Origin of the sequence: Microcoleus sp. S28C3, from assembly GCF_036700785.1 — a bacterium.
GTDB lineage: Bacteria > Cyanobacteriota > Cyanobacteriia > Cyanobacteriales > Microcoleaceae > Microcoleus > Microcoleus asticus.
The window spans coordinates 21,344-43,902 of the sequence record NZ_JAUBPO010000008.1 but is presented as its reverse complement, the minus strand read 5'-3'; the positions used below and the strand labels follow the sequence as shown (position 1 = coordinate 43,902).

Genomic DNA, 22,559 nt, shown 5'->3' with positions numbered 1-22,559 from the left:
TTAGATTTTAGATTTTAGATTTTAGATTTACTCCACAGATGAATTTTGGAGCTGAACTATGGTCTAAAATTTGGGGCTCTGCACGACTTAAGTCGGGGGCTTGTCTCCGTTTTTTTGGCGGAGTCAAGCTTCGCGATCTCTATTTCTAAGTTAACACTTTTGAGGCCTTAGTCATTAGTCATTAGTCATTAGTCATTAGTCATTCGACCAAATTTTGATTTTTTAATTTTCACTTGAAGGTAAAGCAAGACTGGCTTACCATTTTTTGTAGGCCAAAAATTTTCCCGACATAATTATTTTCACTCGATCGCCTTTTGGGTCTGCTTCTTTCTCGACATCCAATGTAAAGTCGATCGCGCTCATAATCCCGTCACCAAATTTTTCCTGTATCACTGCTTTGAGCGGCATCCCGTAAACCTGCATAATTTCATAGAAACGATAAATCAGAGGATCGACCGGAACCGAGGCCTCCAAAGAACCTTTTAACGGAGGTTCGCAGAGAACCGCAGCCGTCTCGCCATCTAGTCCCAAAGCCGAGACAATTTTCTCTGCTTCATCTTCAGATGTGGTTGCTTGACGGTAAATAACCGCGGCAATCCAAACTTCGTCGCGCCCCAAAAGTTTTTCCAAATCTGCAAAACTAATTCCCTTAGCTTTTTTAGCAGCCAAAAGCTTTTCTGTAATTTGTGAAATTGCCATTTAATTTTCTCCTACTCACTGCTGGGTTAGATGTGAAATTTGTCTCACATTTTGGTGAATTTGTCAATACTAAATTGAGAAAAAAAACTGAATTGATAACTCGGAACTTCAGCAAAAGCTGGTTTCCTACAGCCCCACAACTCCTACAATTTTCGATTGAATAATTGAATAATTGAATAATTGGCAATGACTAATGACTACCAGGGTAGAGATCTAGTCAACAGTTGCATTCTTTTTTCCAACTGGTATCACAACTGATAAATCCCAAAATAACTCATAACTGCCCTGTGGCAATGCTACAGTTAGCAGTATATGTAATACAAGTTACACCTGCAAAGGCATTCGGCAAACGGCCGAATTTTTATCGTGCTAGCCTGAAGCTCAATCCTCGCTCCCGTACCCAAAGCCCCTTTACCGCTAACAACCCACAACCGAGAAAAGTATGGAGATTAAGACCAAAGATTACACGCTCAGCTACGATGGCGATACCCAAACAGTGACCTGCAGCGGCTCGTTCCGACTCAGCCAGGTGGAAGAATACGCGCCGATCGTCGATCTGCTCAACGAAGTGGCTGAATCCTCGCCAAACACTGTTACTCTAGACTTGCGAAAGCTAGAATTTTTAAATAGTTCGGGAATTAATATTGTCTCAAAATTTATTATCAAAGTGCGCCAGCAAAAAAATATTCAAATCGCCATAAAAGGCTCTAAACAGATCCCCTGGCAGAAAAAATCTCTGAAGAACTTGCAACGGCTGATGCCTTCCTTGCACTTAGAATTGGAATAGTATAGAAAAAGGTAAAAAAAATGAACCCCAAGCTAAGTCCGGGAACCAGGATGAGGGTGGCTGAAGTTAATGGGAATAAGTCATAGTTAAGCTAGCACAAAACCGTAAAAAAATTCAAAATAAACTAAAAATTACCAATTTTCAATTGCTATGCAGGAAGAACCATCGACAGAACAGCTACTTTTTGACGTTCAGCGGCTGAGTGCAGAACTTGAAAACTTGAAGCGCGAAAAGACTGACCTAGAAATTATGCTGGAGACTACCACCGAACATTCGGATACGATGGAAGCTCACTTGCTGAGCAAAGCTGAGTTGGCACTGCGTTCAAGCGAAGAGCAGTTTCGGACGATCGCCTCGGCAACTCCCGTTCCAGTATTGGTTTCTCGCCTCTGTGACGGCTTAATTCTGTATGCGAACCCTCAATTGGCTTCTCTCCTGAACCTACCCCTAGAAAAATTGATCGGCAGCAGGACTCCCGACTTTTACTTCAACCCCAGCGATCGCCCAAAGGTACTTGAGGCAATTGCTAAAGACGGACACCTCCAAAACTACGAACTGCACTGCAAAAAGTCAGACGGCACCCCTTTCTGGGTGATGATCTCGGTTGAGCCGCTGCTGTTTAACGGTCAGCAGACGGCATTGTGCGCCTTGTACGACCTCACCCAGCGCAAGGAAGCAGAACAAACCCTCCAAGAGAGCGAAAAGCGGCTCCGCCGCCAGAGTTTGGCTTTGTTGCAGCTAGGTCGGCAGAGGACTCTCAACAGCGGTGCGCTGAATGTGGGAATTCGCGAAATTACTGAGGCTGCCGCCCGCACTTTGGATGTGGAAAAAGTCAGCGTCTGGCTTTACAACCCTGGAAGATTTGGAACTCGCTACCCGATCGATCCTCAGCTAAATTTTACCGAGAGAGCGCTCGCCCACAACCAAACAGAATCGATCGATACAGAGACGGCCGCCCCAGAGGAACACGAGTCGGTCAATCGTTCTAAATTTACAATACCCAACCTCAAATTAGTTTGTCTGGACTTGTACGATCGCACCCGCGAGAATCATTTGAGCCACCAGTCCATATCGGCAAGCGATTTAAAATTTTCAACTTTAGATGTTGAAGGCGACGCACCGGGCGAAAATGCGCGATCGGACAAACCTTTAGAACCTGTGCCAAAGACTCAAAACTCTCTAAAAAGAAATTTTTCCCACTTACCTTCGGTAGCCGAACATTCCGCTGTGGTGCCAGATGCCAGCAAGCCAAATTCATCCATCTTAAATGTAGCAATTAGGCTCGGCGGTCAGATCGTCGGTATCCTCTCTCTCGAACATATCGGCGCGCCCCGCCAGTGGGCTCTGGAGGAGCGCACATTCGCCGATTCTTTGGCAAATTTGGTAGCGCTGGCGATCGAAGGATTTGAGCGCCAGCGGGCTCAGGAAGCACTCTCCAAAGCCAAAGCGCAGCTAGAAATGACCGTGGATCAGCGTACCGCTCAACTCACCGCCGCCAATAAACTGCTCCGCATCGAAATTGCCGAGCGCAAAAGAACCGAAATAGCTTTGCAAGAAGCCTTACACAAAGCTGAAGCAGCTTCGAGAGCTAAAAGCACTTTTTTAGCCAATATGAGCCACGAGCTACGGACGCCACTCAACGCGATTATCGGTTACAGCGAAATGCTACAAGAAGAAGCACTGGAATCGGGACTCGAAGAGATACTTCCGGACACCCAAAAAATTTATAACGCTGGCAAACACTTGCTGACTTTAATTAACGATATTCTCGACCTTTCTAAGATAGAAGCGGGTCGGATGGAGCTTTATTTAGAAAATTTTGACCTCGGCAATTTAATAGAAGAAGTCGTTGCAACTTTGCACCCTTTGGTCGAAAAAAATCACAATGAATTGCAAGTTTCTTGCTCTCCCAATTTGGGAGTGATGTATGCAGATTTGACTAAAGTCCGGCAAATTCTGTTCAATTTGCTCTCGAATGCCCTGAAGTTTACCGAAGGTGGAACCGTGCTGTTGAGCGCGACTCGCGAATCAGCAGGCGGCAGCGATTCGGTTTATTTGCAGGTATCCGATACGGGGATTGGGATGTCGGCAGAACAGCAGCATGGTTTGTTTCAACCTTTTATTCAAGGGGATGCTTCGACTACTCGCAAGTACGGCGGCACCGGTTTAGGATTAGCCATTAGCCGCTTGTTTTGCCAGATGATGGGTGGCGATATCACTGTTGAGAGCCAGTTTGGTGTTGGCTCTACTTTTACTGTTCAATTAAAGGCAAAAGTTAATATTAGTTAGAATGAAGTTATACAACGGATTGTCTACGGGATTTAACCGATTTAAGGAAAGGAAGAGATGGAATAATTCCCGATTACTAATTCCCTCATTATCAATTCGCCATTACCAATTACCAATTCCCTTTTTAATTGTGACACAGATCGCGATCGACGTCTGTTGCCGATCACACAGTAACATTTTTTCCCAGCCTAGAATACCTGTATTATCCCAAAGTTTTCCCGCAGGCAGGATCTCGCGCCTCGCTGCATTCACAAGTCGCACCTCAACCTGATTAAGGGGGTGAGGGGTTGCTTGCAGAAAGGCATTTTGGTAAAAGTAATGCTATGGTCGGCAACCAGTAGAAGGCAAAAGTTAACAGGAAATCAGGAATTATCAAAAGTCTCTGAGCACAGAAACACAATTCTGCTTTTTGCCTTCATACTGGTGTTTCTACTGGCGAGATAGCACTGCTGCTGAAAGCAGTGCGCAAGTTCTGAGAATCAAAGGAGTGCATCTACATGATTAAACCTTGCAGTCAACCGCTAAAAATAAATCCTTTCACTTGTTATCGCGATCCCGTTACAGGCAGGTGGACTACTGTAGTTACAAATGTTCAGAACGCTTGCGAAACAGACTCTAGTTTGACAGCAAAAGCCGAAGGCGAAAACGAAGGTAAAGCACAAAGGCTCGTTTTTAGTTCTCCTGCTGTCTCGCTGCCGAAAAAAGGCATTTCCTTCTCCTTGTCTCCGTTTAAAAACCGTTCAAAAAAATCTGCTGTTACTCTCAGCAGGTAGGTATAGCAGGGGTCTAATCTAGTTTCCACGGTTAGTCCCCAGCGATCGCCAAACAAAAAAAACGAACTTATCCCTAGCTTAAATTGCCAAAAAACGATATACTGCGAGCAAACTTTCTCCTTCAACATCCGTGAAGTATTTGCTCGATCGCTGCGTCCAATTTGTATGGACAGACCGACCAATTCGCCAGCGGGGAACAGTCATCGTTACTATCCCCGTGATTTGTCTGTTTGCTTCGCTGATAACAATTGCAGGGCTCCGGGATAGCAGCCTACAGATAAGAAAGCGAGCAAATATTAATAAGGAAATACTTGAAGAAACTAACCGCTTGTTAACAATCGTGGTGGATGCAGAAACGGGCATTCGGGGTTACGGGTTGACAAAGCGCCGCGAATTTATATCACCCTACTTAGAAGCAAAGAAGAGTTTGCCCCTGCTGCTGGCTAAACTCGAGGTTATGGTTCGAGACAATCAACTGCAAGCTCAGCGATTTGCAGAAATTAAACAAAGTACCGAACAGCAAATAAATTTCTTGCAAAACACTTTGAATAAGCTCGACAGTTCGGCAACAAGGGTGCAGTCGCCGGAAACAATTCAGGTGTTCGTTCAAGGTAAATTGAAGATGGATCGACTGCGCGAAAAAATTAATGCGTTTGCTGATGCGCGCGAAGCCTACCAGAAATCTTTAGAGGGGCAAATACGGGAGTTGATAGATTGCATTAATTTCGTGCAATTAGCTGGTTTGGTTTTCGGCTGTTTGGGTGCAGGGGCTTCTTGGTATTTATTTGATAGTTTAGAGAAGGAATTGAGGAAGCGGCAAGCTGGCTTGGAAGAAAGTAAAAGTCGCATTCAAGCTGTGGTAGACAATGCGGCTGACGGTATTATTACTTTGGACGCACAGGGAAATATTGAGTCTTTTAATAGGGCAGCAGAAAAAATTTTTGGGGAGAAAGCCGATCGCATAATTGGCTCGAACCTGCGGCGGCTGATAGCTCAACCGGAGCCGGACAGCAGCGCGGGGGATTATTCGATCGAATATTTTGTGTTAAATCCCGATACTAAGCTGAAGACTTACCAGCAAGAAACAGTTGGACTTCGCAGCGACGGAACCAAGTTTCCGATGGAGTTGGCTGTCAGCGAAATGCGTCTGGCAAATCAACAGTTGTTTATTGCGATTTGCCGCGATGCCAGAAGAAGGAAAGAAGCTGAGGAAACTCTGCGCAAGCAAGCGCAAATGCTGGATTTAGCGAACGATACGATCGCGGTGCTCGACTTGAACGGCGCGATTTCTTATTGGAATTTGGGAGCGAAGTGGCTCTACGGGTGGCGGAAGTCGCAAGCAGTAGGAAAAAATATTCACGAGCTTTTGCAAACAGAATGGACGCAACCTTTCGAGGCAATTCAAAAAGTGTTTTTCGAGCGGGGTTCTTGGCAAGGGGAACTGGTACGCACCAAGGCAGACGGGACAAAAATAACCGTGGCCAGCCGGTGGACTTTGCAGCGCGACGATCGAGATAAACCAGTGGCTATTTTGGAAATCAGCAACGATATTAGCGATCGCAAGCGCTCAGAAATTGCTTTAGCCCAAAGCGCGCAGCGGTTTCGCGCTACTTTTGAGCAGGCGGCAGTCGGCATGGCCCAAAAGACTGTCGAAGGCAAATTTCTGTTAGTCAATCAAAAACTTTGCGAGATTTTGGGCTACACCCGCCAAGAATTGATGGAAAAAAGATTTCAGGAGATTACTTGGCCGGAGGATTTGGCAAGCGAACTGGAAATTTTGCGCCAATTGTTAGCAGGAAAAGTTGAACATTATGGTATGGAAAAGCGCTACGTCCGCAAAGATGGAGAGTTGGTGTGGGCAAACTTAACGGTTTCGGTGCTGCGAGAACAAGATGGCAGTCCATTTCTGATGGGTGTGGTAGAAGATATTAGGGAACGCAAACAAGCTGAGGAATCGTTGCGGTTGCGCGCTGAAGAATTGACTTGGACGGCGCAGATGCTGGCTAAAACGACGAATGTTTTGAGAAAGCGGAATCAAGAATTAGACCAGTTTGCTTATGTAGTTTCTCACGATTTGAAAGCGCCGCTCAGGGCGATCGCAAATCTCAGCAGTTGGATAGAAGAAGACCTCAGCGACTCGATGACAGAGGATACTCTGCACCAAATGAACCTGCTGCGCGGCAGAGTTCACCGCATGGAAGGTTTGATTGAGGGACTGCTGCAATATTCCCGCGTCGGACGCATTCAAGTGTCTTCAGAAAATGTAGAAGTTGAAAAGTTATTAGCAGAAATTATTGATTCGTTGGCACCGCCGCCTGGATTTGAGATTAAAATTGAACCGGGAATGCCAACTTTTGTGACCGAAAAATTGCCGTTACAGCAGGTTTTTTCTAATTTAATTAGCAACGCCATCAAGCACAATCGATGTGAATCGGGTAACGTAAAAATATCGGTTAAAGAGTTAGATGATTTTTACGAGTTTTCTGTAGAGGATGACGGGCCGGGGATTGCTCCTGAATATCACGATAAAGTTTTTGTAATTTTTCAGACCTTGGAAGCTCGCGATAAAGTTGAAAATACTGGCATTGGTTTGTCGCTGGTGAAGAAAATTGTCGAAGGTCAAGGGGGTAATATTTCCCTAGAATCTGCCGAAGGTCAAGGAGCAACTTTTCGGTTTACTTGGCCGAAGCAATCTATTAGCAAAGACGGAAAATAAAACAACTCTAAACCTAGGGTGCGCGCGGAACACCCCGCTCAAAATAGTAAATGTATGGTGCGCACGGCTCACCGCCAGCCCGATAGCGACTGTTTAAACTGCATCACAACGGATTTCAATGATAAATCCATCAGGATCGTAAAAGTAAATGCCGCGTCCTGTAGCGCGAGTGACGGGGCCGCTGTCGATCGCAATTTGATTTGACTTTAGCACTTCCAGAGCGCGATCGAACAAATCCGGCTCGATATCGAAGGCTAAGTGGTTGGCGCGAGTAAAAGCCTTCTCCGGGTCAGGGTTGGGCGGTTCCAAGTCTGGCTGCCAAAATAGGTCAATCACAGTGCCGTCTGGGGTGACGAAATTAGCGACTTTACCGGCGGCTACCATTTCTGTTAAAGTTGCGGGGATTTCTGCACCTGTGAGTTCGTGCAAACCGAGAATTGTACCGTAGAAGTAGCGGGAAGCTTTCATGTCGCGCACGTTTAAAGCGATATGGTGAACGCGCCGCAAGTTCCCCGGCGCCAGGACAATTTTGACGGTGTTTTCGGTAGTTTGCATGATAGTCAATTGCGAATGTTAAAATTGAATGCTGTTATATTTATTCAGATCGTGTCCTGAAAAATAACCGTTTTAAGTTGGTAGTTAGGACTTCATTCCTCAGATTTCTATGAGGACTTCACTCCTCAATACAAACACTTTTATTATGTGCGATCGCACATAATATCAATTCTGGTTATTTTTCTTTAGGGAACGATGCCATGCCTACAAATAGCATTGCCAAGCCGCCTGCAAGAATTGCGAAGGCAAGTAAACCTACAACTAAATCTAATCCCGATGTATTTTCCATTAAATTAAACAGTTCTCCAATTCAATCCCATCATGGGTATTTGTTAATTGCTGAGTGCTTCCAAACAATGGGGAAGAGAAGAATAAAAGAAGCTCTCAACTTAGAAAAGAAGCATCTTAAGTTCTTCCCTCTTCCCTAAACATCCATCCGTTAAATCTGTTAAATCGTATAGACTGCTTCGTCACCGAACTTCTTATTTTGCCAATTCTCGATCGATCGCAGCGATCAATTCTGGCGAATCTGGGCCCACGCTGCTGCGGAATCTGGCAACCACTTCACCCTCTTTGCTAACTAAGAATTTCTCAAAATTCCAGGAAACCTCACCCTTGGGTTCGACTGCACTCGTAAGCTTAGCGTAAAGCGGGTGCTGCTGACTGCCGATCGCGCGTACCTTGTCAAATAATTCAAAGCTGACGCCGTATTTTGTAGTACAGAAATTGACTATTTCTGAATTACTTCCGGGTTCTTGAGCTCCGAAGTCGTTGCAGGGAAATCCTAAAACGCGGAGTCCAGCCGCGCCGTACTTCTGGCTCAATTCTTCGAGCCCTTTGTATTGAGGTGTATAGCCACATTGGGAAGCTACGTTAACTATCAAGAGTACCTTGCCAGCGTACTCTCCTAGCTGCTTGTCTGCGCCTGCGATCGTTTTTACTTGAATGTCGGAGATTGTGCTGGGCATTTTCAAATACTTTTAAATTTGACCAGCATAATTTTACCGCAATTGGGTATAATTTTGTCGAGATGCCGATCGCTAAAAATTTAAATATCCCGGCCGGGCAGAGTTTACGGATCTCGGGCTTATATTATAGATATTGGTGAACCCGCCCCTACCAAAATTACGGTTAATTTACCGCACAGGATCTTAGTAGATGCGGGAAAAATTTGTCCGCAGAAACGATCGCCACAATCCGCTATGAGATTTAAGTTTCTCGCTAATAGCTAAAATCCACACCGAAAAGGACGAATAGTTTAACTCTCTGAGTGGTGTTCCGTCATCCATTTTTGGTAAGTATCCTCAAGTTGCTTGTCTTCCAGAACGAGTTCTAGGCGGACTTTGACGCAACCGTGGCGGGGTTGAGAGGCGATCGAATTTAAGATTTTGCTAGCTTTCTGCACAGAGGTAAATTCAGCCTTAACTGTCGGTTCCTGGCGATCGCTCTTAATCTCCGTCAAATCTATACCCGTGATGCTTCCCTCGCCCAAATCTATTTCTGCCAACACCTTCGGATCGTCGCCGACTTGTTCGACAATCAGCTTTTCCCACTGGATAGGCACTTGTACCATCCGAGTTTCAATTTCTTTGCGCACGATGACTTCGCCGACTTTGCGCTTGCTGCGATTGATCACCAATCGTTCTTCTAGCAGGCGAATTACTTCTTGATCGACAATATCCAAGTTTTCCTCATCCTCAGCGGTCTCCAAATTTTCATCTGTGCGATCATCGCCATCTGTTAGATTCGACATAACTGTTGAGGGATTCGTTAACTCGCTGTTGTTAAATTCATTATGCGCTTCTGAGGCATTTTCTAAAGACTCGCGTCCGCCATTTGCCGAAACAGGCGGCAGCAGATCGACTTGATCTGAATTAATACTTACAAACAGAGCTTTTTGGTGATAATCTACTTTTTTTAGCAGCTTAATACTTAGTAAAAAAGTGCGTGTATTTTCGCTGCCTAGCCCTGCCACCACAAAGTTTAACTGACCGTTAGGATCGAAATAGACATCTTTAACTTTGCCTACCAAGTGACCTTGGTTGTCTTTGACTGTAAAACTTTTTAGCTTAGTTCTGACTTTTTCCGGAACCCGGTTGAGACGGGCAATTGATTTGGCAGTTGCTATCTTTTCTGCTGAGGCTTGACCGTTCATTTTTTAAAATTTCCTGAAACTTTTATGCTTGGGGATTTCTCTTAGGAATTGCTCGATGCGGGAAAAGTGCATAAAGTTTGCCAAAACCAGACAATTTTCGTACTCCACCCGCCCCGTTCTATAGGAATTGCGCGATGCCACAAATCTCACCTGCGCAGTGCCAGAATTATGTGATTCATGCGCAATTCCTATGCAATACCTGTTGCGGTTGGTTTAGATATCTTTATTATCTACAACCGCAGTTCCGTCGCTCTTAACGTCTAATTCTTCACGACGCAAGGTTTCTTCGCCCTCAACCGTGCTGCGAACCACTTCTTTTCTGACGTTGACTTCTTCCCGCACGAAAGCTTCCTTGTGAATGTCGGCGGTTTCTTCGTAAACTTCCATGCGTGCAACTTCCCCTGATTGGAAGTCAGCGTCACCGACTGAAACTACTCGACCCGCTTCTACGGGCGTTACTCGCTCGATTACCACTCGTTCTTTTTCAATGGGTACTGAAGCTCGCGCTGTTTCAGTTTCCACGCGCTTGCCAACTGCTACTTCGCCTGTCTTTGCGCGGTGTTTGTTAGCAATCAAGCGTTCTTCATAAAGCTTGAGATTTTGGTGCTGCTGTTCGTTGGTTTCGTAGAGGGGGCGGTCGAGATCGTAGCTGTAGCTGCTGCGATCGTAGCTAGCAGGAGTTGCAGTGCTTGCAGCGGTAGTATCTTGATTGCGGTAAACGCCTCTTACCTGTTCTTCGCGATCGTAATCTACTGCTTCTAATTCATTGTAAGCCGGCAATTGTTCTGCTTGAGCTTTGCTCCGAAGGCCTGTTGCGTACACGCGACGGGCTCCGTAGTCGAAGCGAGCAGAGCCGATTGGCAGCAATACTTTTTTGCCAAAAATCCAAATACCGGTATCAATTACCAGATAGCGGAAACGACCCGTGTCATCAACCAAAGCGTCATAAACGGTGCCTACTTTTTCATCAGAGTCGCCAGCATAAACATCAAATCCCTTGATGTCGTCTCCCGCAAAGATTTCTTCCTGATAATTAGGATAAAATTCTGCTAATCTTTGAAGTGCCATGTTTTTTTTCCTCTTTGCTCTACTTAAATTAATAGTAGAAATTAATTCGTTCAGTTCCCTCTCCCTAAAGTCAGAAGTGTATAATTTAGTGCCTTTAATACTATAGGAATACTACGGCATCTCTTTTTCTGTGCTAGCGCGCTCAGCTATTTTAAAGATTGTAAATTCCTCTAGATGCAAATAGTGGCTGTTGGCAAACTCAGCATTACACGAGTTTACATTAATTTACATTAAACAGGACTGACGCAGAAAACAGGTTTCTTATACCAATTCTGACAAGTAGTGCTACATATAGATGGTGCGCGAGCATCTGTAGGAACATAGCAATGGGGTGTCCTTATCGCGAGCTGCTACTGTTAATAATTGTTAAGTAGATGGTTACAAATGAACATTACATAGTGAGCTACAAAAATCAAAGCCCCTCATCTTGCAGGAGAGGGGCTTCGGGAAAGCTAGAAATTTGAAGTTCAGAGGTGATTTAGTTGAGTTCTGATAGTTTCTATCCTTTTGCGGTTAACTCCTAAATCTGACTCTCCCAGACGCGAAGCCGATCGCACGTGGATGACTTTTGCTGCATCATCTACCAAAAATTCAACGTCATCAACAAAGCCCATCAAAGCACTGGTGAACTCCGCATAGAGGTAATTATCCGTTGCCGTGATAATTTTAGTTTTTCCCAAAGACTCGATCGCCCCTTTGAGCTTAGCCATCGCTTCAGCAGGGGACGAAGTGTATGCCAAAGGCTCAATTTTGTGTTCCGCATCTTGACTGAAGCTGCTGACGCAGTTGGGGGAACTCGGGCACGCTGCAAGTTTTCCTGACACAATCCCGATATTGGCAGGTCTTTTTCCAGCAAACATCGTTTTTTCTCCGGGTATAGCGATAAAAGTAGCGATCGACAGTACCGCTACTCCTAGCAATGACATTAAAATAACTAGGACTCTTTTCAATGCTGTTGGCGATTTTGTTTCAACTGTTTGCAAAGGATTAGCCCTCCTGAAAGTGCAAATTTAATTTAATTTAGATATTAATTGAAATTAACCTCTAAAAATCACAAAAATTTACTTTGTGCTTCAATCAACCAGTAAGTCAGGATTCTTCCTTTACCTTTAACCGGGATATGACCCCGTTCTTCAAAAACAAACTGCTCTTTCAAACGCTCGTAAGTCTGCACCGTCACTTGAATTTTACCCGGCAATCCGTTCGACTCCATCCGCGAAGCAACATTAACAGTATCCCCCCACAAATCATAGCTAAATTTGCTAATCCCAATAATCCCCGCCACCACCGAACCGCTGTGAATTCCGATCCGCAATTGAAAATTTTCTCCCATTTTGACATTAAACCTCCTCAAAGCTGCCTGCATCTCCAAAGCTAAAAGTGCGATCGCCTCAGAGTGATCTTCCCGCGGCGTCGGCAAACCCCCAACCACCATGTAAGCGTCCCCAATAGTCTTAATCTTTTCCAACCCGTGCAACTCCGACAACCGATCGAATTCCGAGAAAATCCCGTTCAAAATTTCTACCAACTGGGTCGGACTTTTGTGAGAAGAAAACTCTGTAAAACCCACCAAATCAGCAAACAATACGCTCACCTCATCAAAATGATCTGCTATCAACTTTCGCTCTTTTTGCAAGCGCTCGGCAATAGGTTTCGGTAAAATATTCAGCAGCAATTTCTCTGTTTGCTCTTGCTGCAATTTCAGCGCTGCCTCAGCTTGTTTCCGCTGAATCAGCGAACCGAGCTGCGTAGCAACCGCGCTCACTAATTCCAACAACCGCGGCTGACCTTTCAGAACTTTCTCGCGATAAAAAATCAAAATAGCTAACACTTGGTTGTCCGCCAAAATCGGCACTCCAAAAGCCGCTTTTAATCCCACCTTCACCGCGATTTCCGATCGCAAAAAAACTTGTTCCGGTGCAGTAGAAACATCCTCGATCCATTCACACTGCTGCGACTGCCAAATCCTCCCCGGGAGTCCCACACCGGGAGCAAAAATTAACTGCCAACTTTTTTCTCGGAATTCGGCAAAACTCAAGTCGCTGATGTACCTGCCTGTAGCGCATTTTAAAAAGCCGTCACTGCAAGGAATCCAAGCTTCGCCCAAATTCCATTCAATAGTTTGGCAAATTAAACCTAAAATCACATCTATAGCAGACTCAAAATCCTCAGATTTGCTAATAGCTTGAGTAGCTTTCAGCAGCAATCTTGTTTCCATTTCAACCTGGCGGCGCTCAGCGATTTCCTGGTGCAACCGGAAGTTTTGATCGGTCAATTTTTGATTTTTTTCTTGCAATTGCATTTGCAATGAACGCACAGTAAGTTGATTGCTCACTCGCGCCAATACTTCTTTTACCTGAAAAGGTTTTGTGATATAATCTGCTCCGCCCACTTCAAAAGCTTTTGCCTTATTTATTCCTTCTTCTAGCGCGCTGAGAAAAATGATCGGAATTTCCCTAAATTGCGGGTCTGATTTCAGTTTTTGACAGAGCTCGTAGCCGTCAATATCCGGCATCATAATATCTAGTAAAATCAAATCTGGTGCGCTAGATTCAATCGCATCTAAGGCAGAAAAACCATTAGTAACAGGTCGAACTTTATAGCCGTTTTTTTGCAGAATTCTAATCAACAAACGCAGATTATCTGGCGTATCGTCAACTACTAAAATATCTGCTTGATAGTTTTCAGTTTGTTCCGCCTCGATCTGCATTATCTGATTCCTCCGTCTCGGTAATTACATTGAAAATTTTCTGGTAATCAAAATTATCGAGATGACCCTGGAGGATTTCGGCAAATTCAGGATGAGCATCCCTTATTCCCTCGATTGTCCTGGAAATTAAGTCAAAATCAGCACTGCGGATTACCTGCTTAATGTTGTTTATCCATTCTGCGGGAAGTTTGGGCAAACAAGCAAGCCCAGCATTAGAGGGGGAAGCAGATAGATTATTTCGATCGCCTGTTGAGATAAAGTCCGTTGAGTTAGAGTAGACATACTTCACCCCCAAATGCTTGTTGAGGGTATCAAATATATCTGTTTTGCAGAAAGGTTTGCTAATAAAATCGTCGCAGCCGACCAATAAAGCAAACGATCGCCTTCCTTCAATTGTACTAGCTGTCAAAGCAATAATCTTGGGAATTGGGGATTCAGGATCGGAAATATTCATTTCCCCATTTTTTTGCTGCTCTTGCTCTCTCTGCTGTATACTCGCCTTAATTTTTTTAGTAGCTTCATAGCCGTCCATCACTGGCATTCGCACATCCATCAAAATTAAGTGCGGGTGCCAATTTTCCCACATTTCTATTGCTTCGCGGCCGTTGGTGGCTTGTTGCAGCCCGAAACCCAAGGGAGAAAGCATTTTGACTAAAAGTTGGCGGTTGTCTTCGCGATCGTCCACAATTAAAATCCGGTAGCACGGTTGATTAGGTTCCAACCCAGTAACTTCGCGGTTGATTTGCAGGGCTGGAATATCAGCATCATAAACCGCATCGACTGGAATTTCAAATTTAAAAGTAGTGCCGAGTTCCAGTTGACTCTCTACGACGATTTCTCCTCCCATCAGGCGGACAAATTGACGGCTTATATTTAATCCTAAACCCGTGCCTTTCTGATTTTTTTGACCGGAAGCTGTTTGCACAAATGCCTTAAAAATATTGTCCAGTTCTTCCGGAGCAATGCCAACTCCTGTATCTTCTATTTTAAACTGAAGGAAAAAACCCGGAACAGTTAAATCCTCAGCCTCTTCCTTCAAATCAACTGTTTCAAAATTACTGCGAGTTCTAGAAAAATCCCGAATACTTATTGTGGTGTCAAAGCAAGCTATGGGAGTTTCTAATAAATTAATAAATTCCGAATTCTCTAACTTTGTAACTTTTAAAATAATTTCGCCTGATTGTGTAAAATGAATCGCATTACTGAGAAGATTAATCAGCACTTGCCGCAGTTTAATATCATCGGTTCGCACGTACTGGGGAACGTCTGGATCGCGCTGGAAAAGCAACTGCAATTCTTGATTTTGTGCCCGCAGTTGAAACATATCTTGCAAATCCTCAAGCAAGCGGTAGAGATCAAAAATTTTCGGGTCGATCGTCATCCGCCCCGCTTCGATTTTTGACAAGTCTAAGACTTCATTAATCAAGGTCAGCAAGTGTTCGCCACTACGGCGAATAATTCTCATATTTTCTCGGTTTTCCAGAGTAAGATTCGGGCTGGGCTCCATGATTTGCGCAAAGCCGAGTATGGAATTGAGAGGGGTGCGCAACTCGTGGCTCATATTGGCAAGAAACGTGCTTTTAGCTGTGTTTGCTGCTTCAGCAGCTAATGCGGCTTGTTGCAGTTGTTCTGTGCGTTCGTCAATTTGAGCTTCTAAGGTGCGCTGGTAATCTGCTAGTATTTTTTCGGCTTGTTTGCGATCGCTAATATCTTGAAAAGCTGCGATCGCATAAGCAACATTTCCGCTAGCGTCAAAAATCGGTGTGGTATTGATCTCGATCGCAATTATTTTGCCATCTTGACGGATTTCTACATCGTCAACCTTGACAAATTCTCCTTTCAGTGCGCGCAAAATTGGCAGATTATCCGGCGGGTAAAGCTCATCAGTATTGGCAACATAAAGTTGATAAGTTGCAGCTAATTGTTCCGCAGTGCTTTCCGAGATAGTGTCTGCACCCAGCAATTCCCCCGCTGTTTGGTTGAAATAGGCGATCGAGCCGTCAGGATTATAAACAGATACCCCCACTGGCAAAGCTTCTAAAAATTGCCTCAGGCGGCTTTCACTCGCAGACAGCGCCTCATTTACTAGCTTTAACTCCTCGTTTACTGCTTGGCGTTTCAGGATTTCATCGGTTAACTTTTGGTCTTGCAAATAACTGTGAACTGCTTCTACTACGGTTAATTTTAAGTCTTCATTTTGCCAAGGTTTAGGGATATAACGGTACAATTTAGCATACTTGATAGCATTGCTCAAAGCTTCCAAATCTGCTTGCCCGGTCAGCATAATCGTCAGCGTCTCCGGCGAGTTTTCGTGAATTTTTCGCAGCAGTTCGTCCCCTTTAATATCCGGCATGATATAATCGGAAAGCACCAAAGCAATCTCGTATTCATCCGCCTGCAAATCGGCCAGCAACTCTAAAGCATCAGCGCCCCCTTCAGCCGTTTCAATAATACACCGATCGCCGATCGCCTTTTTTAGTTCAATCTTTAAACTGTTCAAAACATCAGGTTCATCATCAATACAAACAATCACAGGTTTTTTCATAACTTAGCCAGCCCAGATTTTATAATATTTATTAAGTCTTTGCTTTGCCACGGCTTGTACAAACAACAGTATAAATCGGCTTCTTCTACTGCCCGCTGAAGTGCCGCTGCATCAGCTTGTCCCGTCAACATCACCTTAATAATTTTAGGATATTTTTGGTGAACTTTAATTAAAAGTTCGTCACCTTTGATTCCGGGCATCAGCCAATCAGAAACAACCACAATTACCTGAGCTTCTTCTTGAAAATCCTCAAGTAAATCTAAAGCTTCATCACCGCTTTCCGCTAATTCATAAAAGTAATCATTTTTAAATTCATTTTTTAGCTGCATTTTGAGAGTATTCAAGATATCTGGTTCATCGTCAACGCAAAGAATTACAGGCTTATCCATCTTTTCCTCTCTGCTTTAATTTTAGTGGTTTACCGACATGACTTGCTTCTACATTATTGATTTCGGACGAGGATGCACGAGATCTGTCCCCTATCTTATACCATTTGAGATTTGAGATTTGAGGTTTGAGATGCGGAACGACTAATTTCATAAGGGTTGGGAACTTGCCTACAGTTACATTTTTTTTAAAGTGATATTATTTTAATAGAACTTCCGAACATAAACTGGGTTTATCGCCCTAAATCTTGTCTTTGTCAGGGAGACAGCGACGAGTTTCACCGGGAATCAGCCCCCTACAGATAATTTTTGTTTAATAGATAGGCAGCGAGACTGTAAAAGTTGTCTGCCCCGGTACAGAAGCTACAGCAATTGTACCTTCGTGTTTTTCAACAATTTTTCTCACAATATCCAATCCCAAACCGCTACCTTCGCCCGCAGATTTAGTCGTAAAAAATGGCTGAAAAATTTTGGGAATAACTTCGGGGGGAATGCCTTTGCCGTTATCAGTAAATTTGAGGAAAATATTTGCCTCTTCCTGCTGAGTTTCAATTGTCAAAATACCTTTATAATCCATTGCTTGCAGGGCATTGTGAACGAGATTCGTCCAAACTTGATTTAAGTCATCTGGATAGCACATAATTTTGGGTAAATCTCCATAATTCTTAACTACTTCTATACCGTGTTTCAGTTGATTTTGATAAAGGGTTAACACCGTTTCAATGCCGTCGTGCAAGTTCGCCTGGACTTTTTCTTGTTTGCTATCGAAATGAGCGTAGGTTTTCAAGGCAAACACTACTTTGCCCGACTTCGCTGTCGCTCTTTGGATCAGGCTAATACTTTTTTTAAAGCTCGCAAACTGGTAAGCAGTATTTAAAACTACTTCCCAATCCGGCAATTTAAAAAGTGGCAACAAGTTTTCTATGTTTTCGTAGATTTCCATGTCAACTAAAGTATCGGCAATGTCTTCGGGGTTTTCAACAGATTCTGCCATCAGAACCCCCGTCAACTTCTGTTTGAATTTCCGCTTCTCTTTGCTGGTAAATAAAGTTTCTTGATGGGTAGCTCTATACAGCAAAGTTAAAAAATAAGCTTGGCTTTCTTCAGAAAGTTCTTGAAAAATTTGAGGCATTTTTTCTAAAAACTCGTCTCCAAAATTAGCTATATTATTAATAGACGAACCTATAATGCCCAGTGGGGTATTGATTTCGTGGGCAATGCCGGCAATCAGTTGTCCCAGGGCTGCCATTTTTTCCGATTGAACCAAATGCTCTTGGGTGGCTTGCAGTTGGTGGATCGCAGTTGCTAAATCTTGATTTTTTTCTTGCAAAGTTTGTTGCAGCGAACAAATTTTTAAATGAGTTTCTATTCGCGCTAAAACTTCTTCAACCTGAAACGGTTTAGTAATAAAGTCTACTCCGCCAACGCCAAAAGCTTTAACTTTATCCATCACGTCGTTAATTGCACTGATGAAAATCACCGGAACGTCTTTTGTTACTTCACAATCTTTGAGCTGCTGACAAACTTCATAACCGTCCATCTCCGGCATCATAATATCCAGCAGCACTATATCCGGGGGTATTTTTTGGGCTGCTGACAATGCTAGCTTGCCGTTGGGAACCGGGCGAACTTGATAGCCTTTTTCGCTCAAAATTCCTGTCAGCAGCCGCAGGTTTTCTGGAGTGTCGTCCACTACTAAAATATTAGCTCGATTGGTGTTCGGTAAAGTAGAAGTCATCGGGTATTTACTGGTTATCACTGATATCGATTATGTTCAGAATTCTGTCATATTCAAAATTATTAATGCAATTTTGAAGCGTGCCCGCAAGAGAGGAGTTGACAGTGCGGATTTGTGCGATAGAACTGGCGATCGCGTCCATGTCCACACTCAAAATATTTTGCTTGAATTGGGCTATCCAGTCTGGAGAAAGAGAGGCAAAAGCCTCCGGTGTCAGCACCTCCTGACTTGACTCCCCTATACCTGCCCCACTGACTACGCTTGGATCTTCATAAATATAGCGTACTCCTAAATGTTTTCCCATTGCCACAAAAATATCCTCCTCTCGGAACGGTTTCCGCATAAAATCATCGCAGCCAGCCGAAAGAATCACCGCCCGTTCTTCCTCCAAAACGCTAGCAGTCAGGGCAACAATCGCCGTTGCTTGCCCGCCAGTTGTAGTTTTAATTTGTTTCGTTGCCTCGTAGCCATCCATCACGGGCATTCTCATGTCCATCCAAATCAGATGCGGTTCCCACTCCATAAAAATATCCACCGCTTCTTTACCGTTATTAGCTTCTCTTAACTCAAATCCTAGTGGACTGAGAAGTTTTACCAACAGTTGGCGGTTCAAAGGTTTGTCGTCCACAATTAGCAAGCGATAACTTGGCTGATTCGGTTCGAGGGCAACCACTCGACGTTGAGTTTTTTTGCTTTCAATATCACCAGCTTCAACCAGATGAACTTGGATATCAAACTGAAATACTGCACCCTTTCCGAGGTTGCTGGCAACAGTAATTTCACCTCCCATTAATTGCACGAACTGGCGGCTAATCGCTAAACCTAAACCCGTTCCTTCCTGAGAATCTTTACCTGTTTTTGTCTGCACGAATGCTTCAAACAACTGATGGATTTCATCAGGAGCAATGCCTGCACCGGTATCTTGAACTTCAAAATGTAGCGAGTAGCGATCGGGCAATCGATCGCGGCTATTTTGGTCTACACCCCGCCTTCCTCCTTTGATTTGCACCGAGACTCCGCCTTGTGAAGTGAATTTAATTGCATTGTTGAGCAAATTAATTAAAACTTGGCGCAATTTCACTTCATCGGTACAAATATAATGGGGCACTTCCGCGCCTCGCTCGAACATTAATTGCAAGCATTTTTCCTCAGCTTTGAGAGCAAACATATCTTCTAAATCGTCGAGCAGCCTGTACAAATCGAAGTTTTTTTCATAGAGAGTAGTGCGTCCAGCTTCGATTTTTGACAAATCTAAAACTTGGTTAATTAAAGCCAGCAAATGTTCGCCGCTGCGCAGGATAATTGCGACATCTTCTTGATTTTCAGGAGACAGAGTTTTACTGCGCATCATGACTTGAGCAAAGCCGATGACCGCGTTCAGGGGCGATCGCAATTCGTGGCTCATATTGGCGAGAAACGTACTCTTAGCTTTGTTTGCTGCTTCCGCCGCTTCTTTCGCCTGCTGCATTTTGATTTCCGCTTGTTTGTTATCAGTAATGTCTTTAATAAAACCTTCGTAGTAAAGTAGATTTCCTGCTTCATCGCAGACAGCGCGACAATTTTCAGAAATCCAGATTATGCTGCCATCTTTGCGGTAAATTTCCGATTCAAAGTTTGATAGTATCCCGTACTCGTCGATCAGCGCTGCAAATTCGTCGCGGCGGTTGGGCTTCACGTAAAGCTGGTTCTTGAAATTGGGCTGTGCTGCTATTAATTCTGCGGGCGATTCGTAACCGTAAAGCTGAGCTAAACCGGGGTTAGCGCTGATGTATTTCCCGTCACTAGCAGTTTGAAAAATTCCATTCAAAGCATTTTCATAAATGTTGCGGTACTTTTCTTCTGCTTCCCGGAGGGCAGTTTCTGCTTGTTGGCGATCGGTAATATCGCTAGAAATCGACAAAAAACAAGCTTCTCCGTCAATATCGATGGTTTCGATTGACAGCAGCGCCGTTCTTTCTGCACCATTTTTATTGCGAAACCTGAGTTCGTAATTGTGAAGTGCCGTCTTGTTTTTTAACATTTGAATCATCCGGTCGCGCTCTCCCAAACTCGCCCAAAAATTGAGCTGCACCGCTGTTTTACCAATAATTTCTTCGTGACTGTAGCCGATCATCCGGCAGAAACTGTCATTGACTTCTATGTGAGTTCCGTCACAGATTCTCGTGATCGTAATCGCATTCGGACTCAAACGAAAAGCTTTAGAAAACTTTTCTTTTGCCTTAGCAAGATCGGCGGTGCGTTCTGCAACTTGCACTGCTAAATTTTGGTTGTATTCCGTTAACAGTTTCTCAGCTAGTTTGCGTTCCGTAATATCTTGAAAAGCGCACATCGCGTAGATAATATTTCCTTGGGCGTCGTAAATAGGAGTTCCTGAAATTTGCATGGGAGTAGTTTTGTCATTCGAGGAGATTTCAATGTCATCAACAGTGACACTTTTGCCCTGCAAAGCATTTAACATTGGGTCGCGTTCCGCTGGATAAATTTCCTGAGTTCCAGCTAAATAAACTCGGTAGGATTCGCGCAATTTTTCTGAATCTGTCGCCACAAGTCCTTGACCTAAAAGCTGCTCTCCTGTAGGATTAATGTAATAAGGTTGACCGTTTCCATCGGCAATAAAAATGCCTAGCGGTACTGCATCGAGAAATTGTTTAACTCGGCTTTCGCTTTCCGAGAGCGAAGTAAATGAATGCTGCAATTGCTCTGCCATGCTGTTAAAAGAAGCGGCAAGTTCTCCGAGTTCATCTTCGCGATTCAGAGTCAGCTTTGTATCCCATTCATTTCGCGCCAAAGCTTTCGCCGCCGCATTCAATTTTAAAATCGGCCGCACCACCCATTTAGCAGTAAGAATCCCCAGAATTGTCGCCCCGATCAAAGCTGCAACCGACAGCAAAAAAGTCGTGCGCGTGTTGAGGTTAATTTGCTCCATAAAGTCGGACTCTGGCACAACTACGACAATCAGCCAATCCAACCCCCGATCGTCTTTAAAAGGAGTTACCTCCGTAAAATTTCGCTTGCCCTCAACATCAAAAGTAAGCTGTTGAGAATGATTGATTTTAGCTAAACTGTCGTAGGATTTCTCTAAATGCTGTGCGGTTTGGCGAATTACCGGATTCTCGCTTTCTGAAGCTTTGATGCGTCTTGTTTCTTTACCTTCCACCACGAATTCTGGACTTGCCGTTGAAGTGGCAATTAACATCCCCGATCGCTCTATCACAAAAGTTTGTCCCGACTTGCCAATTTTGAGGCTGACGAGAAATTCTTTGATTCTGGAAAACAGCAAATCGCTGCCAGCTACTCCTAACAGCTTGCCAGCGTTGTCGTAGATAGGCAAAGCAGCAGTAATTGCCAGTTCCCTAGTCAAAAAATCTGTATAAATTGGAGTCCAAATCGGTTTTTTTGCCGCCGCTGCTGCTATGTACCAAGGGCGAATTCGCGGGTCGTAAATATTGGGTGAAATTTCCACTAATTGAACGCGATTTCCCTGAGAGTCAGCAGTATATCGAGCTAATTTATTGCCAGTCGAGCTGTCGGCAGCAGATATCAAAGTCCGGTCTTTAGTGCGGATTGCTCCCGAGTGGTCTCCATTTATTGTGGCTGTGTAAATGATGCTGATCGAATCAAAATATTGAATTTGTTCGAGGAAATGAAGTTCTAGTTTTGGTTTTTCTTCTAGGTTCAACTGCCCCAATTTTATACCTTGAACGTTCAGGTGATTGACAATGTGGGGAATTGACATATAATTTTCCATGCGGTCTTTGATGCGATCGCTAATTTCTCCCCGCAACTGAGCGGCAACATCGTTGACTGCCCGCTGACCGTTTTGGAACGACAGCCAACCTACAACTCCTACGATGCCGACAATTTGCACTAAAAAAGGAACTACGAGCACAATTTGTAATGGAGCTTTGCCGATAATTTTGGTAGCAAAGCGATTGAGGGGTTTAGGAAACATATTCATCCTAAAAGTAATTGAAATTGGCAAGGGAAATTAGTAGATGTTAAAATCTTGGATCGATACACGAGGGAGTGATATGATGTCCGGTTGCACTCAGGAGAGATGATTGTTGACTGTTGACTGTTGACTGTTGACTGTTGACGGTTTGGACATTGGAATACTTGAATAATACCGATGCAACTA

Annotated in this window: 16 protein-coding genes; 5 read left to right on the top strand and 11 right to left on the bottom strand. The window is 44.0% G+C overall.

From position 1 onward, the window contains the following. Window positions 1-255: 255 nt before the first annotated feature. On the bottom strand, window positions 256-699 hold the full coding sequence (cynS, locus tag QUA13_RS04315; RefSeq protein ID WP_172185231.1) for a cyanase: 444 nt from the start codon (window positions 697-699) through the stop codon (window positions 256-258). Between the two features lie 442 nt (window positions 700-1,141). Here cynS and QUA13_RS04310 point away from each other — a divergent pair, with 442 nt between their 5' ends. The 4 genes from QUA13_RS04310 (at window position 1,142) to QUA13_RS04295 (ending at window position 7,264) form a co-directional block, all read left to right on the top strand. Then, window positions 1,142-1,486, top strand: coding sequence for a slr1659 superfamily regulator (locus tag QUA13_RS04310; RefSeq protein WP_333186913.1), 345 nt, complete (start codon window positions 1,142-1,144; stop codon window positions 1,484-1,486). A gap of 150 nt (window positions 1,487-1,636) precedes the next feature. Next, window positions 1,637-3,775 carry an ATP-binding protein gene (locus QUA13_RS04305; RefSeq protein ID WP_333196902.1) on the top strand — a complete coding sequence of 713 codons (2,139 nt, stop codon included), beginning with the start codon at window positions 1,637-1,639 and terminating at the stop codon, window positions 3,773-3,775. 497 nt (window positions 3,776-4,272) lie between these two features. Continuing rightward, window positions 4,273-4,548 carry a hypothetical protein gene (locus tag QUA13_RS04300; protein ID WP_333196900.1) on the top strand — a complete coding sequence of 92 codons (276 nt, stop codon included), beginning with the start codon at window positions 4,273-4,275 and terminating at the stop codon, window positions 4,546-4,548. A 130-nt stretch (window positions 4,549-4,678) separates the two neighbouring features. Continuing rightward, window positions 4,679-7,264 carry a PAS domain S-box protein gene (locus QUA13_RS04295; RefSeq protein WP_333196898.1) on the top strand — a complete coding sequence of 862 codons (2,586 nt, stop codon included), beginning with the start codon at window positions 4,679-4,681 and terminating at the stop codon, window positions 7,262-7,264. A 93-nt stretch (window positions 7,265-7,357) separates the two neighbouring features. Here the strand turns inward: QUA13_RS04295 and QUA13_RS04290 are convergent, their stop codons facing one another. Beyond that, entirely contained in the window at window positions 7,358-7,819 is a 462-nt protein-coding gene (locus QUA13_RS04290; protein ID WP_333196896.1) for a VOC family protein, read from the bottom strand. 200 nt (window positions 7,820-8,019) lie between these two features. Here QUA13_RS04290 and QUA13_RS04285 point away from each other — a divergent pair, with 200 nt between their 5' ends. Further along, window positions 8,020-8,247, top strand: a complete 228-nt coding sequence (locus QUA13_RS04285; RefSeq protein WP_333196894.1) for a hypothetical protein — start codon at window positions 8,020-8,022, stop codon at window positions 8,245-8,247. A gap of 54 nt (window positions 8,248-8,301) precedes the next feature. Here QUA13_RS04285 and QUA13_RS04280 read toward each other — a convergent pair whose 3' ends face one another. The 9 genes from QUA13_RS04280 to QUA13_RS04240 form a co-directional block, all read right to left on the bottom strand. Continuing rightward, window positions 8,302-8,787, bottom strand: coding sequence for a glutathione peroxidase (locus tag QUA13_RS04280; RefSeq protein WP_333196892.1), 486 nt, complete (start codon window positions 8,785-8,787; stop codon window positions 8,302-8,304). 290 nt (window positions 8,788-9,077) lie between these two features. Next, window positions 9,078-9,974 carry a DUF2382 domain-containing protein gene (locus QUA13_RS04275; RefSeq protein WP_333196891.1) on the bottom strand — a complete coding sequence of 299 codons (897 nt, stop codon included), beginning with the start codon at window positions 9,972-9,974 and terminating at the stop codon, window positions 9,078-9,080. Between the two features lie 213 nt (window positions 9,975-10,187). Beyond that, on the bottom strand, window positions 10,188-11,042 hold the full coding sequence (locus QUA13_RS04270) for a DUF2382 domain-containing protein (protein WP_333196889.1): 855 nt from the start codon (window positions 11,040-11,042) through the stop codon (window positions 10,188-10,190). Between the two features lie 467 nt (window positions 11,043-11,509). Continuing rightward, window positions 11,510-12,025 (bottom strand): DUF1499 domain-containing protein, encoded by a 516-nt coding sequence (locus QUA13_RS04265; RefSeq protein WP_333196887.1) that lies wholly within the window; start codon window positions 12,023-12,025, stop codon window positions 11,510-11,512. Window positions 12,026-12,093: 68 nt separating this feature from the next. Further along, a complete protein-coding gene (locus tag QUA13_RS04260; RefSeq protein ID WP_333196886.1) occupies window positions 12,094-13,752 on the bottom strand; it encodes an adenylate/guanylate cyclase domain-containing protein in 1,659 nt (552 codons plus the stop codon). Then, a complete protein-coding gene (locus tag QUA13_RS04255) occupies window positions 13,727-16,297 on the bottom strand; it encodes a response regulator (RefSeq protein WP_333196884.1) in 2,571 nt (856 codons plus the stop codon). Before QUA13_RS04255 ends, QUA13_RS04260 begins: the two co-directional genes overlap by 26 nt. Then, window positions 16,294-16,686, bottom strand: coding sequence for a response regulator (locus tag QUA13_RS04250; RefSeq protein ID WP_333196883.1), 393 nt, complete (start codon window positions 16,684-16,686; stop codon window positions 16,294-16,296). The genes QUA13_RS04255 and QUA13_RS04250 overlap by 4 nt, the downstream gene beginning before the upstream one ends. A 310-nt stretch (window positions 16,687-16,996) precedes the next feature. After that, complete coding sequence (locus QUA13_RS04245) at window positions 16,997-18,421, bottom strand: response regulator (protein WP_333196880.1); 1,425 nt, start codon at window positions 18,419-18,421, stop codon at window positions 16,997-16,999. A 7-nt stretch (window positions 18,422-18,428) separates the two neighbouring features. Continuing rightward, window positions 18,429-22,373 (bottom strand): PAS domain S-box protein, encoded by a 3,945-nt coding sequence (locus QUA13_RS04240; protein WP_445242678.1) that lies wholly within the window; start codon window positions 22,371-22,373, stop codon window positions 18,429-18,431. Window positions 22,374-22,559: the final 186 nt, after the last annotated feature.

Excerpts from the sequence above, each read along its gene's own strand:
- QUA13_RS04240 (WP_445242678.1), bottom strand. The coding sequence starts at position 22,373 with ATGTTTCCTAAACCCCTCAATCGCTTTGCTACCAAAATTATCGGCAAA.
- QUA13_RS04300 (WP_333196900.1), top strand. The coding sequence starts at position 4,273 with ATGATTAAACCTTGCAGTCAACCGCTAAAAATAAATCCTTTCACTTGT.
- QUA13_RS04250 (WP_333196883.1), bottom strand. The coding sequence starts at position 16,686 with ATGGATAAGCCTGTAATTCTTTGCGTTGACGATGAACCAGATATCTTG.
- QUA13_RS04275 (WP_333196891.1), bottom strand. The coding sequence starts at position 9,974 with ATGAACGGTCAAGCCTCAGCAGAAAAGATAGCAACTGCCAAATCAATT.
- QUA13_RS04255 (WP_333196884.1), bottom strand. The coding sequence starts at position 16,297 with ATGAAAAAACCTGTGATTGTTTGTATTGATGATGAACCTGATGTTTTG.
- QUA13_RS04290 (WP_333196896.1), bottom strand. The coding sequence starts at position 7,819 with ATGCAAACTACCGAAAACACCGTCAAAATTGTCCTGGCGCCGGGGAAC.
- QUA13_RS04285 (WP_333196894.1), top strand. The coding sequence starts at position 8,020 with ATGCCTACAAATAGCATTGCCAAGCCGCCTGCAAGAATTGCGAAGGCA.
- QUA13_RS04270 (WP_333196889.1), bottom strand. The coding sequence starts at position 11,042 with ATGGCACTTCAAAGATTAGCAGAATTTTATCCTAATTATCAGGAAGAA.
- QUA13_RS04245 (WP_333196880.1), bottom strand. The coding sequence starts at position 18,421 with ATGACTTCTACTTTACCGAACACCAATCGAGCTAATATTTTAGTAGTG.
- QUA13_RS04280 (WP_333196892.1), bottom strand. The coding sequence starts at position 8,787 with ATGCCCAGCACAATCTCCGACATTCAAGTAAAAACGATCGCAGGCGCA.
- QUA13_RS04260 (WP_333196886.1), bottom strand. The coding sequence starts at position 13,752 with ATGCAGATCGAGGCGGAACAAACTGAAAACTATCAAGCAGATATTTTA.
- cynS (WP_172185231.1), bottom strand. The coding sequence starts at position 699 with ATGGCAATTTCACAAATTACAGAAAAGCTTTTGGCTGCTAAAAAAGCT.
- QUA13_RS04310 (WP_333186913.1), top strand. The coding sequence starts at position 1,142 with ATGGAGATTAAGACCAAAGATTACACGCTCAGCTACGATGGCGATACC.
- QUA13_RS04305 (WP_333196902.1), top strand. The coding sequence starts at position 1,637 with ATGCAGGAAGAACCATCGACAGAACAGCTACTTTTTGACGTTCAGCGG.